Source organism: Accumulibacter sp., assembly GCF_032229525.1.
GTDB lineage: Bacteria > Pseudomonadota > Gammaproteobacteria > Burkholderiales > Rhodocyclaceae > Accumulibacter.
Window position 1 is genome coordinate 1 of the sequence record NZ_JAVTWB010000141.1, and the last position, 13,474, is coordinate 13,474.

A 13,474-nucleotide genomic window follows, 5' to 3' on the forward strand; every position below is an offset into this window, starting at 1 on the left:
TCGTCATCCGCCATCGTCTGTTTCTGTCGCGCTCAACTGGATGTCGGCAATCTGGAAGCGTTGGGTAGAAAAGTCGCCGAACTGGAGGGTGCCAGCGGTGCCTACATGCTTGGCGATGATGCCACGATGATGCAGGACTCGTTCCGTAGACTGGCAACGACCGTAGTGATGCCCCTGGCGGAGGAGATTCATCGGGAAGATCGGATAATTCCACAGGCAATCCTCCAGCCGTTGACCGAAATGGGTTGCTTCGGTCTGTCGATTCCCGAGCGCTACGGCGGCATCCAGAGCGACGAGCATGAAGATAACATGGGGATGATCGTCGTCACCGAGGAGCTTTCGCGTGCTTCGCTGGGCGCGGCCGGTAGTTTGATCACGCGTCCTGAAATCCTCAGCCGAGCCCTGCTCGCGGGTGGAACAGAAGAGCAGAGAAAAAAATGGTTGCCGCAGGTAGCGATGGGCGAGCCCTTGTGCGCCATTGCGGTTACCGAACCGGATACCGGCTCCGATGTCGCCGCCATGCGGCTCAAAGCGACGAAGTGCGCTGGCGGCTGGCTACTCGATGGGGTCAAGAGCTGGTGCACCATGGCCGGCAAGGCCGGGGTGCTGCTCGTTCTGGCCCGCTCCCATGCCGACCGCTCGCTCGGCCACAAGGGGCTCAGTATGTTCCTGGTCGAAAAGGACGCGTATGACGGGCACGATTTCGAGTATCGGCAGCCGCAGGGCGGCGTCCTCACAGGCCGGGCAATTTCGACCATTGGCTATCGCGGGATGCATTCGTACGAGCTCTTCTTCGACAGCATCTTTGTGCCGGATGAAAACCTGGTCGGTGGGCCGGCGGGTGAAGGGAAGGGTTTCTACTTCACCATGGCTGGCTTCGCGGGCGGGCGCATTCAAACAGCTGCGCGCGCAATTGGTGTCATGCAAGCCGCTTTCGAACGCGCCGTTTCGTACGCCGGCGAACGAAAGGCATTCGGCAAACCCATCGGCGATTTTCAACTGACAAGGGTCAAGCTGGCGCGCATGGCGACGTTGCTGATGGTTTCCCGCCAGTTCACCTACGCTGTGGGTGGTCTGATGGATCAGGGCCTGGGGCAGATGGAAGCGAGCATGGTGAAGCTGTTTACCTGTCGCACGGCCGAGTGGCTCACCCGCGAGGCGGTGCAGATTCATGGCGGCATGGGTTACGCCGAGGAGTCGCCGGTCAGCCGGTATTTCGTGGATGCCCGGGTGTTGTCGATTTTCGAAGGAGCCGAGGAAACGCTGGCGCTGAAGGTGATCATACGCGCGCTCATCGACTCTGTTTAGGTCCGGCTGCAACTGCTTACGTCGTCACGCCAGGAGGGGGATTGCATGACGCAGGGGATTCGTTTCCGACCGCAGGTGGCGCAGAATACGCAGCAATCGCCGGGGTTGGGCTGCCACCAACAGGTGGCGCGTTTTTCGGTCCAATGCGCCCTCGGGGTCGTAGGCGGTCGGGTGCAAGCGCTTGTGGTGTTCGATGACTTCATCATCGTTGTCGGCCGTGGTTCTCTCCTGTTCTGAATCAGTTGGTACGGATGAAAATTGCTCCGTAGTGGTAGGGAGGTAGCTCGACCAGCGTTTCCAGCTTGAATCCAGCCGGCTCGACCACCGCGCAGGTCTGTTCCAGCGACATGCGCATGTCGGTCTTCGGCCCTCGCGGTTGGTCGAGGACAGTCGTCTCTTCACGCGGCAGGGGATGCCAATTTACGATGCCAAAGCGGCCGTGTGGCTTTAAGGCCGCAGCGACCTCTCGGGCCAGTCCCGTCTTATCCGGCGCGCCGTGGAAGGTGTTGGCGATCAACACATAGTCCGCCAGCGCGTCCAGCAGACGGCTCAGTTCCATGGCATCTCCAAGCAGCCACTCACAGCTGGGCAGCCCGTCACACGCGGCTTGTGCTTGCGCCAGCATGGCGGGGTCGAGGTCAAATCCGATGACGCGCCCCGGCCCAACTTGGCGGGCAATGGCGGCGGTGAAATAACCGTCTCCACAACCCACATCGACGACCGTCATTCCGCGCTCGATGCGCAGGGCCCTGGCAAAGCCATCGGGGTCGGGCCACAAGGCATGCCACCAGTTCCTGTCGGGCATGCCCGTGGCCGGAAACCGTCGGTCCTGAATCGTCATTCGAGATCCTTCTTCATGCGCTGATATTCCTCCTGCACGATCTCCCCACGTGCATAGCGCCGGTCGAGAATCTCTTTGGCGCTTTCGTCTCTGTCACCTATCCCGCGTCCGCCGCACATGGCCAAGCCGCCGCTACGGAAAAGGAAGACCAGCATCACGACGAGAAAGATCTGCGAAAATATCCACATCAACGGAAACCATTCCCACGCTCCATGTGCCCACATGGCTACGTTACCCCCCTGGTTGCTGCCGCAGCCAATTTGCGTTTGCTCAGTTCGCTGCGTTGATCGGCCTCACTGGCGACCGGGGCCGGGCGTGCATCCAACCAGCGCGTCAGGTCGTGCAGGATGCGCAACACTTCGGCATTGGCGAGACAGTGATAGATGGGGTCGCCTCGGAAAACGGAAAATAAAGCACGCTAAAAGAAAGCCGGTAAGAGCAGATCCCTTTATCGTCAATCTGGAAACTCGCTCACGGAACAGGAAAAACCTTACGCCACGGCCAGTTAACCGAGGTGCGTGTGCCGCTCATGCCGAGGTTCTGTTTCCATAGACGCCAGCCCCTGCAAGATTCCACAGGCGTCCATGGCCTGCTCGCTCTGGCAGCGCTGACGTAGCTCACTGAGCTGCTGCTTGAGCTGAGACAGCTCGGCCATACGCACATCGACGTGGGCAATGTGTTCGTCGAGTAGTTGATTGACGCCACCGCAATCACCGGCAGGCTGATCCATCAGACCCAGCAGCGTGCGGATTTCCGTATGAGTCATATCCAGGGCACGACAATTCCGTATAAAGCGAAGCCGCTCAACGTGGAATTCGCGATAGCTGCGGTAGTTGGTCCGCGTCCGTGCCGGCGCGGATAGCAGCCCTTCCTTTTCGTAGTAACGCACGGTTTCCACCGTGCATTGCGCCACTTGGGCGAGTTCGCCGATCTTCACGGGTAGTCTCCAAAACAGTTGACCCTATAGGAACTTCAGGGTGTGCAATGCGCAGCATACCAACAATTGGACAACGCCATGCCCTCTCGCCCCGTGAAAACTACGCATGTTCACCACGCATGCGGCGACGATCATTCGCATGCTCACGACGACTTGCCCGCTGATCACGATCATGGGCATTCGCACGACCATGGTGATGAGTGTGGCGCCGCCGATCCGTTACCAACATCACCATCAGGCAACGCCAGTCTGGCCACAGCCAAAATTCCCGCCGGCTACACACGAACGCGTCTACGCGTTGCCCAGATGGATTGCCCGACCGAGGAGGCATTGATCCGCAATAAGCTGGGTGGCCTAGCCACGGTACGAGGGATGGAATTCAACCTCATGCAGCGAGTGCTGACCGTTGTCCACCAGAACAACACGCTAGCTGCCGTTGAGACGGCCATCCGCGACTTGGGTATGAGTGCCGAGCCAATCGAGACAAGCAGCCAGGGCGGCGCGCCCGCCGAGGCAGTCGGTAAGCCTTGGTGGCCGTTGGCGCTGGCCGGGGTTGCCGCGCTGGGTGCGGAAATTGTTCATTGGCTTGGCTTGCCCGAATGGTTGTCCGGACTGCTCGCTGTCGTCGCCATCACAATCAGCGGTATCGGCACTTTCAAGAAGGGCTGGATTGCGTTGCGCCACGGCAATCTCAATATCAACGCCCTGATGAGCATTGCCGTGACGGGTGCGGTATTGCTGCGGCAATGGCCGGAGGCAGCCATGGTCATGGTTCTGTTTACTCTTGCCGAGCTGATCGAGGCGAAGTCGTTGGATCGGGCACGCAATGCCATTCGCAGCCTGGTGCAGTTGACTCCGGAAATGGCGACAGTACGGCAGGCAAACGGTGCTTGGGCCGAACTGCCCGCCAAGGATGTCAGCATGGGCCAAACCGTGCGCGTCAAACCAGGCGAGCGCGTCGCCCTCGATGGTGTGGTGACGGCTGGGCGATCAAGCATCAACCAGGCGCCTATTACCGGCGAGAGCTTGCCGGTCGACAAGTCGGCCGGAGACAGTGTATTCGCCGGGACCATCAACCAATCTGGCGCCGTCGAATTCCGGGTTACTGCCGTATCCACGCATTCGACCTTGGCACGCATCATTCACGCGGTCGAAGAAGCACAAGGCGCACGTGCGCCAACCCAGCGTTTCGTCGATCAGTTTGCCAGGATCTACACGCCGGCGGTGTTCGTCTTCGCCATCGCGGTAGCCCTTGTGCCGCCCCTGCTACTTGGTGGCAGCTGGCAGGATTGGGTATACCAGGCGCTGGTTCTGCTGGTCATAGCGTGTCCGTGCGCCTTGGTTATTTCCACGCCCGTCACCATCGTCAGCGGTCTGGCAGCAGCAGCCCGCCACGGCATCTTGATCAAGGGCGGTGTCTATCTTGAAGAAGGTCACAAGCTCGCGTGGCTGGCATTCGACAAGACCGGCACCATCACGCACGGCAAACCGGTATTGACCGATACGCTCTTGCTCGATCAGCCGACCGGAGTGGATGCCGTCCGAGTTGCCACCAGTCTTGCTGCACGCTCCGATCACCCGGTTTCTCACGCCATAGCCACAACCGGACAACGGAACGGCACCGCCCCGCTTGAGGTGGCCGACTTCGCCGCCATTCCAGGGCGAGGTGTGCTCGGAACCGTTGGCGGCGTGCGTTATCAGCTTGGCAACCATCGCTTGATCCATGAGCTGGGCGCATGCACTCCCGCCCTGGAGGCTCGGCTTGGCGAATTCGAAGAGCAAGGCAAGACGGTCATTCTGCTCACGGATGGCGAGCGCGTGCTGGTCCTGTTTGCCGTGGCCGATACGGTCAAGGACAGTAGCCGCGCCGCGATTCGGGCGCTACATGAGTTGGGTATCAAAACAGTCATGCTGACCGGCGACAACGCACACACCGCGCGAGCCATCGCAGCCCAGGTTCAGATTGACGAAGCCTTGGGCGATCAACTGCCGGAAGACAAGCTGCGCGCTATCGAACGCTACGCGCAAAGCGGCAAGGTTGGCATGGTGGGTGACGGCATCAACGATGCACCGGCACTGGCGCGAGCTGACATCGGCTTTGCCATGGGCGCGGCGGGTAGTGATACGGCTATCGAGACGGCTGACGTGGCACTGATGGATGATGACCTGAACAAAATAGCGCGTTTTGTCCGCCTCTCGCGCACCACCCGAACGCTACTGGTACAGAACATCACGCTGGCATTGGGCATCAAAGCCGTTTTTCTGGTCCTCACGCTGCTCGGTATGGGCACCATGTGGATGGCGGTATTCGCTGATATGGGCGCGAGTCTGCTGGTTGTGGCTAACGGTCTAAGGCTGGTGCGTCAGTAGCGTGCCGTTATGTCATTCTGAGCTATACCTTGGCGGACGATTTTTCCCATTTTCTGAGACTCAGGTTCCCGCGGTTTTTCGTCTGCCACGCGTGACATAAATTAGACGGCACTTTTGGCAGACGAAATCTCGGGGGGAAGCTCAAACGAGAAGCCGCCGGCGGGTCATTCGTCGTTATGATCCGGGCCTTGGCGCGTCCCCGGATCGAGCGGCGGCCGAACATGCCCAGTCGATATACGGCCGTCTGCGCCAGTCGAGCAGATTGTATCGGCGTGATTCTGTCTGCGCCAGCGGGCGCCCGGATGACCATTACCAGTACTTTTCGAACGCCATCTGGCCGAGTACCCCACGGCGGGTGGTGGCAAAGCCACGTGCGCCCAGCATTTGCCGCAGTTCGCGCGCCATCTCCGGGTTGCCGCAGACCATCAGGCGCGAGGCTTCTACAGTGAGCGGCGCAACGGCTTCCTCCAGTCGTCCATCAGCCAGGAGTGTCGGGATTCGCGCTGCAAGCGTCGTTGCTCCCGCTTCACGCGTCACCACCGGAAGATAGGCCAGCCGCGCTTTGCCGGCGGTGGAAGCACCTTCATCGGCCAGCGCGCGGATTTCGGCACGGTAGGCAAGTTCCGAGGACCGGCGAACGCTATGGACGACAATCAGCCGTTCGAAACCGCGCCAGACCGCCGGATCGCGCAGGATGGAAACAAACGGCCCCAGCCCGGTTCCGCTGGCCAGCATCCACAGGTCGCGGCCGGTTGCCAACTGGTCGACGGTGAGAAAGCCGAAAGAGGCCCGCTCGACCTGCATTGCATCGCCAACCCGAAGTCTTGCCAGGGCGTCCGAGAAAGCACCGCCCGGAACCAGGGTGGCGAGGAATTCGAGGCTGTCTTCGGCAGCTCCCGAGACCATCGAATAGGGACGCCAGACAATGCCGCGATCGTCCGCGGTGATGCCGAGGCGCGCGTAGTGTCCGGGCGTAAAACGGAACTCCTTGCCGCGGGTGGTGCGAAACGAAAGCATGGCTGGCGTCAAGTAGCGCACCTCCAGCACGCGCTCCGTGGTCCATTTGCCGCTGTTCGCTGGCTCAGGAGGGATCTGCGGGACAGCTTCGGTGGACAAGCTCATGGTGCCCTTTCTCGGATTTCTTCCCCTGGCTCAGGCTTCGTTCCGCTTTCCTTGCTTATTGCCCGGTCGAGGAGGGATGGTTGATACAACTTCATGTCAGGCTTTTCGACCGCTTTGAAGCCCTATTGTTTTGTAGAATTCATTGCATCTGGTCGGGCATGACGCCCTTCCGCCAACATCAGGAGTCCAACCATGCGCGTCCACGTCCTGCAGCACGTACCGTTTGAAGGTTTGGGCAGCATTGCAGCGTGGCTGCAGCAGAAAAACGCGGCGCTTACGTGGAGCCGCCTCTTCGAGGCGAATGTTCTCCCCTCGCTCGAGACGGTTGATTTCATCATCGCTCTGGGTGGACCGATGAGCGTCAACGACGAGCATCAGTTTCCCTGGCTGCGAGACGAGAAGCGATTCATCGCTGCCGCCATCAAGGCGGGAAAAGCCGTGCTGGGGATCTGTCTCGGCGCGCAACTGATTGCCAATGCGCTCGGCGCACGCGTCTACTCGACCCCGGAGAAGGAGATCGGCTGGTTCCCCGTTTGCGCGGAAGCCGGTAGTGAGGCCAGCTTCGGCTTTCCGGGGTCGACGCTCGCCTTCCACTGGCACGGCGAGACCTTCGACCTGCCTCCGGACGCGGTCCACCTGGCCAGCAGCGAGGCCTGCCGCCATCAGGCGTTCCAGCTGGGTAAACGCGTGCTGGCATTGCAGTTCCATCTCGAAACGACGTCGGAAAGCGCTGCCGGCCTCATTGCACACTGTGGGCACGAGCTGGTGGCTCAGCGCTTCATCCAGAGCGAAGCACTGCTTCTCGCGACCCCGGCAAGCTGCTATCAGGGCGTCAACGCCTTGATGGCTGACGTACTCGAATATCTGACAAGCGATGTCGCCTAAGCCCCGGCGAAGAATCGAAAAATTTGGGTTTGAATTGCAGCCACAGGTCTACCTATACTTTGGCTGCTAGGACTGAATTGCCCGTCCGGTACGTCGGCCCGACATGATGCTGGAAGGCGGTTATCGGCGGGGAAAGTCCAGGCGTCGCCAGACGAACTCTGGGAAAGGAGGGGCAAGATGCAAATGCTCACTATTCTGGTTCTCCTCGCTCTGGTTGCCACTGTTGTGTCCTTGGCTCTCGGCATCAATTCCATGGCGCATGGTGGCGAGTATGACCAGGGCCACAGCACGCGCTTCATGGGCATGCGCGTTGGTTTTCAGGCCATCACCCTCGTGCTGTTGATGCTGGCGTTGTACTTCTCCACGACGTAGCAGCAGCGTACCTGCGGGCGGCAAGCGGCAAGTCGGGCAGCCTGCGTGCTGTGACCGTTGATGCTTGCTTGGCGATTTACCTCGCTGGCTCGCTGCAGCGTCACGCGCCCCGGATCAGTGCCACCAGATCCTCGGTCGAGGGCAGGGCGCTGGCGTCGCCATCGGCGAGGATGCTTTCGGCAAGGGCGCGCTTTTCGTGGTGCAGGTCCACGATGCGTTCCTCGACTGTGCCCTTGGTGACCAGGCGGTAGACGGTGACCGGCCGCAGTTGTCCGATGCGGTGGGCGCGACCCATGGCCTGGTCTTCCGCCGCCGGGTTCCACCACGGGTCGGTGATCACCACGTAGTCGGCGGCGGTCAGGTTGAGGCCGAAACCGCCAGCTTTGAGGCTGATCAGAAAAAGGTCTCCTTCGCCGGCCTGGAAAGCGGCGACACGGCGCGTGCGTTCAGCGGCAGGGGTGGAACCGTCAAGGTACTGATAGCGGATTCCCGCCTGATCAAGCGGTTCGCATAGAACCTTAAGAAAGTCTACGAACTGACTGAAAACAAGTGCTTTGTGACCATTGGCAAGAAGTTCGGCAGCGAGTTCTGCGAAGGCCTGCACCTTGGCGCCGGCGATGCCGAATTCCGGGTTGCACAGGCGCGGGTCGCAGGCGGCGCGGCGCAGACGGGTGAGCTGCGCGAGGATGTTGAAGCGTGCCTGCGCCTGCGGCGAGCTGTCGAGGCTGGCGTCAATCTCGTTCGCTGCCTCGCGGCGCAGGGCTTCGTAATGCGCGGCTTCGGCTGCTTCGGGGGTTACTGTCAGGATCAACTCGGTGCGCGGGGGCAATTCCTGCAGGACTTCGGACTTGGTGCGCCGCAGGACGAAGGGCCCGACCAGGCGCTTGAGCACGTGCTGTGCGTCGCGGTCGCGGTTGCGTTCGATCGGCCCGGCGAAGCGTTCGTTGAAGCGGTTGAGACTGCCGAGCAGCCCGGGATTGGCGAAGCGCATGATCGACCACAGGTCGGCCAGTCGGTTTTCCACCGGCGTGCCGGTCAGCGCCAGGCGGAAATCGGCGGTCAGTGCGAAAACTGCTTGCGAGCGCTTGGCGGCGGCGTTCTTGATCGCCTGCGCTTCGTCGGCGATCAGCGTGTGCCAGCTACGATCGGCGAAACGCTCCTGCGCCAACTGCAGGAGTGTGTAGGAGACGATCAGCAGGTCCTGCGGCCCGGCCCTGCTGACCAGCTCTTCGCGCTCTTCGTCGCTCGCTTCGCTGTAAATCCGGACGTTCAGGCTGGGGGCGAAGCGCAGCGTCTCGGCCAGCCAGTTGCCGCACACCGAGGTCGGCGCGATGACCAGTGCAGGACCGCCGCTGGCGCGGTCGAGAAGCACGCCGAGTGCCTGCAGGGTCTTGCCGAGACCCATGTCGTCGGCCAGGCAGCCGCCCATGCCGGCGATCGCCAGACGGGTCGCCCATTGGTAGCCGTCTTCCTGGTACGGCCGCAGGCAGGCTTGCAACAGGCTCGGCAGCTTTGGCTGCGTGGCCTGGGCGTCACGCAGACGGTCGATCGCCTGGCGAAAATCCTTGCTCGCTTCGAGTTCGGTACCGTCGAGAATTTCGTCGAGCCAGGCGGCGGCGATCATCGGCGCCTTGCCGCCGTCCTTGTCGGTCTCGAGCACGGCTGCCAAATCACTCAGCTTCTGCTTGAGGGAACGGGTCAGTGCGGCATAGATGCCGTTCCCCATCGGGATGAAGCGGCTCTTGTCACGCGCTGCCGTCAGCAGCGTCTCAAGTTGCACAACGAGCCCTTCGTCGAGCGTCGCCTGCCCTGACAGCCGGAACCAGTCGCGTTCGCGGCTGAGCTTGACGCCAAGCTGTCGGGTGTCGAGCGTCAGCACGCGCACGCTCTTGCCCCTGGGCCATTCGACGGCCGCAACTGCCGCTAGCGTTGGCAGTGCCTCGACCGCAGCGAGCGCCTGCTCCGCGTTTTCGATCAGCCACTCGCTGGTGCCGTCGTTGTTGTTGAGGAAGGGCAGGGCGTCAAGTACCGATTCGAGATGTCGGCGCTCTGCGGCCAGGTCACGCTCGGTGCCGATGGTTTCACTGCCGAGCACGGCCATCAGCCGGATCCTGCCGGCGGCGGCTGGCAGGCGCGGTCCGTCCGGGCCGAGTGGCGTGACGATCAGGCGCAGCGAGAGGTCGTCACCGACCGGTGCGAGTTCGGCCCGCAGCCGCGAATCACTGCTCACCTGGCGAGTTGCCTGTGCCGAGTCGGCATGAACGTGGAAATGCGCGGCCAGTGCGTGCAGGGTCTTGGCCAGTTCGGACTGTGCCGCCGGCGCGTCGGCGGGAACCGAAAAGCGCCCGGAAACAAGCTGTGCGGCTTGCTGTTGTGCCGCCGAAAAACGCACCAGACGCAGTCGCTGCGGCCCGTCCTGAACGAGTGTGATCAGCCGTAATGCGTCGGCTTCCCGACGCTCGTCGGCGTCCATGGCACGATGCATGCTGAAGTGGCTGGCTGGCCGTAGCGGCGGTTCGACGCGCATCACGAAGCGCTCGCCCTGACGCACCAGCTCGATTTCCGGCGCGGCTTCGCTCAAGTCGACGAACTGCTCAGGTGCATTGGCCAGGACGATGCACGGATGGCCGACCAGAGCGACGATCGCCACCGCCAGATCGAGGTGGTAGCGGTTGCGGTAGCCGCGTTCCGGACGCAGCGCGCGCGCGACCTTGGCGTCGCAGGACGGCAGTTGTTCGTTGCCGACCATTCGGGCCAGGCTCACGGCTTTCGGCCGGCCCCAGCCGCGCTGGCCGCGGCTCTGTTCGAAGGGTTTGATGTCGACCAGTTCTCCTTGCCGCCCGACCTCGAGTGCCCACAACAGGCGCGTCGATTCACCGCTTGCGGTCGCCGGCTGGTTCACTGCCAGCGACTGCAGGGAGAGCAGGATTTCTCGCCAATGCTCGCGAGAACCGGCGACAAAGAAGCCTTCCGGGGCATCGCCGCCGGCGAGTACTGCTGCGGCGCCATCGAGAAGGCGGGTCAGGGCCTGCAGCCGGCACGCCGCCAGTTGTTCGCGCAGAAATCCGATCGTCGCGCGCCACTCGGCTGATGGCGCTTGCGGGTCTGCGTCGGCAATCGTTTCTCGGCCGAGCCACGCCGCGAGCAGAATTGCCCACAGCGAGTCGAGCATCCAGTGCGAGTGTGCGTCGGCAGCCGGGCGAAACGCGCTACGGGCGATCGGCGCCTTGCCCAGGCGAACGTCAATGGCGTGCACCCAGCGTCCCCAGCCGGCATAGGGGCTCGGTTCTCGCTTGCCGGCTTCGCCGACGCAGAACTTGCGCGCCAGTTCGAGGTGCCTGGGGGTCGACTGGGCGAGCAGTGACAAGGGATAGAACCAGGCGATGCTGTCGGGTAGCAAGCGCTTGGTGCCGCCGATCTCGCCTTTTCGCTGCTTGAGGGCCGCTTCGAAAGCGGCCTGCCCCGTCGCCCACTGGCCGTCAATGATCAACGCTGCGGCGCGAATGGCGGCGCTCAGGCCATCGTCGAGTCCGGCCAGCGCCGCTTGCAGCAGGCCGCTGTCGGCGCGCTGCATGGCGAGATCGCCGAGCGCCAGGCGCAGGTCTTCGGATAATTGATTGGGGTTCTGCGCCAGCTGTTCCGCGGCCCACTCCACCACCGGGTGGTAGTCGGTTGCCCAGTACAGGCAAGTGGTGGCGACGGCCTGATAAGCCAGTTGTGAACGCCAGAGGGGCTCGATACGCTCAAAACTTGGGCCGTCAAAAGGCAGGAGAAGAGCGTTCACCACGATTGGTGGCCATTCCATCGATCGGCTCAGGACGCTTCTGATGTGTGCCAGTTCCGCGTTGGGCGCACCGCAGTAGAACTTGGCGCGGACGTAGGCGATGGTGGTCGGGATACTGCCGGTGGGCCAGTAGTAGGCCGACCGCGCCGGATCGAAACGGTCGAGTTCGGCGACCAGTCGCGCCAGCGTGTCGCCAGGGTTGGTCTCGAGCAACTGCCGGTACAGGGGAGCGCGCAGCGAGTCCACCAGATGGAAGCTGGTAGCACGCGAGGGTTCGTCGACCAGCAGCTGGTGCTCGCGCAGTTGCTGCGTTGCGGCCTTGACGTCGCTGGCGGTGAACGCTTTTCCTGCGCTGCTCACCAGACCGCTCAGACCGAGCAGGCGGTGTAGGTCGGTGTTGCTGCGAAAGGTCCACAGCAGGGCGCAGGCCAGCGCCACCTTGTAGGTGTCCTGCGGCAGTCCGTGCCGGTCGAGTTGATCGATGGCGGCGCGGTTCAATGATGTTCTGTTCATTGGCTGGAACTCGCTGAAACCGGTGGGGAAGGGCAGGGCGGGACAATCACTGGCGCGTCAGCAGCATTGCGTCGCCGTAGCTGAAGAAACGGTAGCGCTGTGCGATGGCGTGTCGATAGGCGGAGCGGATGGTGTCCAGACCGGCGAAGGCCGAGACGAGCATCAGCAGCGTCGACTTCGGCAGGTGAAAGTTGGTGATCAGCCGGTCGACGACACGAAACTGGTAGCCCGGGGTGATGAAGATGTCGGTCTCGGCGGCGCCGGCGTGCAGTTCACCGTGCTGTGCGGCCGCTTCGAGCGAGCGCAGGCTGGTCGTCCCGACGGCAATGACCTTGCCGCCGCGGGCGCGGGTGCGGGCGATGGCGGCGATGGTTGCTGGCGGAATCTCGAAGCGCTCGGCGTGCATGCGATGCTCGGCGACCCGATGTGTGCGCACCGGCTGAAATGTGCCGGCGCCGACGTGTAGCGTCAGCCATGCGATTTCGATACCGCGCTGGCCGAGCTGCAGCAGCAGCGGGTCGTCGAAATGCAGGCCGGCAGTCGGCGCGGCAACTGCTCCCGGATGGCGGGCGAAGACGGTCTGATAACGTGCTTCGTCTTCCGTGCTGGCGGCGTGCGTGATGTACGGCGGCAGCGGCAGCCTGCCGTGCGCTTCGATCAGCGTCCACAAGTCGCCGTCACCAGCCAGTTCGAGCGTGAAGAACTCGTTTTGCTCGCCGCTGCGGCTGCCGACGACCAGGCTGATCTCGTTCTCGAGGAGAATCAGGCTACCCGGCTGCGGCGATTTGCTGGCGCGAATCTGGGCCACCGCGTGCCGAGCATCGACAATGCGCTCGATCAGGACCTCGATCTGGCCACCGCTTCCCTTGCGGCCGAAAAGGCGTGCCTTGATCACGCGCGTATCGTTGAATACCAGCAGGTCGCCGGGCGCGACAAGATCGGGGAGTTCGTTGAAGCGGCGGTCGGAAAACTCGCCATCGGCGACTCGCAACAGCCGACTGGCCGTGCGCTCGCCAGTCGGCTGCTGGGCGATCAGTTCGCTGGGCAGGTCAAAATCAAAATCGTCGAGGGTGAGCATACGGAAGGAAGCGTGCCAGCGAAGCGTTGTCGAGGAATGGCGGTCGGCGCAGTGTGGCCCGTTTTCAGCTTGTCGCTTACGGGAGAATCAGCGATAATCCGCAGCTCTTCTGGCTCAGGACGTTCGAGCCGAAGCCGAGATGGCGGAATCGGTAGACGCAGCGGACTCAAAATCCGCCGATGGTGACATCGTGGGGGTTCGATTCCCCCTCTCGGCACCACCCACAAAAGCACGTGCCTGCAAAGGTCCGCATCATAACACGCT

At 62.5% G+C, this 13,474-nt stretch carries 12 protein-coding genes and 1 tRNA gene; 7 read left to right on the top strand and 6 right to left on the bottom strand.

What is annotated here, in order from left to right; all coding sequences use genetic code 11:
- Together RUW20_RS10235 and RUW20_RS10240 are read left to right on the top strand one after the other, a co-directional pair.
- The coding region (locus RUW20_RS10235) for an acyl-CoA dehydrogenase family protein (RefSeq protein WP_313952104.1) at positions 1 to 1,308 on the top strand (1,308 nt) is incomplete at its 5' end.
- Between the two features lie 45 nt (positions 1,309 to 1,353).
- Entirely contained in the window at positions 1,354 to 1,545 is a 192-nt protein-coding gene (locus RUW20_RS10240) for a hypothetical protein (protein ID WP_313952105.1), read from the top strand.
- Position 1,546: 1 nt separating this feature from the next.
- On the opposite strand, the gene RUW20_RS10245 is transcribed toward RUW20_RS10240, so the two are convergent.
- From RUW20_RS10245 to cadR, 3 genes are all read right to left on the bottom strand, one after another.
- Positions 1,547 to 2,149, bottom strand: a complete 603-nt coding sequence (locus RUW20_RS10245) for a class I SAM-dependent methyltransferase (protein ID WP_313952106.1) — start codon at positions 2,147 to 2,149, stop codon at positions 1,547 to 1,549.
- The gene (locus RUW20_RS10250; RefSeq protein WP_313952107.1) at positions 2,146 to 2,373 is read right to left on the bottom strand and encodes an SHOCT domain-containing protein; all 228 of its coding nucleotides are present in this window, start codon (positions 2,371 to 2,373) and stop codon (positions 2,146 to 2,148) included. Before RUW20_RS10250 ends, RUW20_RS10245 begins: the two co-directional genes overlap by 4 nt.
- Before the next feature lie 281 nt (positions 2,374 to 2,654).
- Positions 2,655 to 3,086, bottom strand: a complete 432-nt coding sequence (cadR, locus tag RUW20_RS10255) for a Cd(II)/Pb(II)-responsive transcriptional regulator (protein WP_313952108.1) — start codon at positions 3,084 to 3,086, stop codon at positions 2,655 to 2,657.
- Positions 3,087 to 3,192: 106 nt separating this feature from the next.
- Between cadR and RUW20_RS10260 the strand changes: the two genes are divergently transcribed.
- Both RUW20_RS10260 and RUW20_RS10265 read left to right on the top strand, forming a co-directional pair.
- Positions 3,193 to 3,420, top strand: coding sequence for a hypothetical protein (locus tag RUW20_RS10260; protein WP_313952151.1), 228 nt, complete (start codon positions 3,193 to 3,195; stop codon positions 3,418 to 3,420).
- The gene (locus RUW20_RS10265) at positions 3,393 to 5,456 is read left to right on the top strand and encodes a heavy metal translocating P-type ATPase (RefSeq protein ID WP_313952149.1); all 2,064 of its coding nucleotides are present in this window, start codon (positions 3,393 to 3,395) and stop codon (positions 5,454 to 5,456) included. Before RUW20_RS10260 ends, RUW20_RS10265 begins: the two co-directional genes overlap by 28 nt.
- Positions 5,457 to 5,765: 309 nt before the next feature.
- Here the strand turns inward: RUW20_RS10265 and RUW20_RS10270 are convergent, their stop codons facing one another.
- A complete protein-coding gene (locus tag RUW20_RS10270) occupies positions 5,766 to 6,578 on the bottom strand; it encodes a ferredoxin--NADP reductase (protein WP_313952109.1) in 813 nt (270 codons plus the stop codon).
- A 192-nt stretch (positions 6,579 to 6,770) separates the two neighbouring features.
- Between RUW20_RS10270 and RUW20_RS10275 the strand changes: the two genes are divergently transcribed.
- Both RUW20_RS10275 and RUW20_RS10280 read left to right on the top strand, forming a co-directional pair.
- Positions 6,771 to 7,463, top strand: coding sequence for a type 1 glutamine amidotransferase (locus RUW20_RS10275; protein WP_313952110.1), 693 nt, complete (start codon positions 6,771 to 6,773; stop codon positions 7,461 to 7,463).
- Between the two features lie 177 nt (positions 7,464 to 7,640).
- Positions 7,641 to 7,835 (top strand): twin transmembrane helix small protein, encoded by a 195-nt coding sequence (locus RUW20_RS10280; RefSeq protein WP_313952111.1) that lies wholly within the window; start codon positions 7,641 to 7,643, stop codon positions 7,833 to 7,835.
- A gap of 100 nt (positions 7,836 to 7,935) precedes the next feature.
- Here the strand turns inward: RUW20_RS10280 and RUW20_RS10285 are convergent, their stop codons facing one another.
- Together RUW20_RS10285 and queA are read right to left on the bottom strand one after the other, a co-directional pair.
- Positions 7,936 to 12,132 carry a DEAD/DEAH box helicase gene (locus RUW20_RS10285; RefSeq protein ID WP_313952112.1) on the bottom strand — a complete coding sequence of 1,399 codons (4,197 nt, stop codon included), beginning with the start codon at positions 12,130 to 12,132 and terminating at the stop codon, positions 7,936 to 7,938.
- A gap of 46 nt (positions 12,133 to 12,178) precedes the next feature.
- Positions 12,179 to 13,210 (bottom strand): tRNA preQ1(34) S-adenosylmethionine ribosyltransferase-isomerase QueA, encoded by a 1,032-nt coding sequence (gene queA, locus RUW20_RS10290; protein ID WP_313952113.1) that lies wholly within the window; start codon positions 13,208 to 13,210, stop codon positions 12,179 to 12,181.
- Between the two features lie 133 nt (positions 13,211 to 13,343).
- Here queA and RUW20_RS10295 point away from each other — a divergent pair.
- Positions 13,344 to 13,430 (top strand) — tRNA-Leu (locus tag RUW20_RS10295).
- Positions 13,431 to 13,474: the final 44 nt, after the last annotated feature.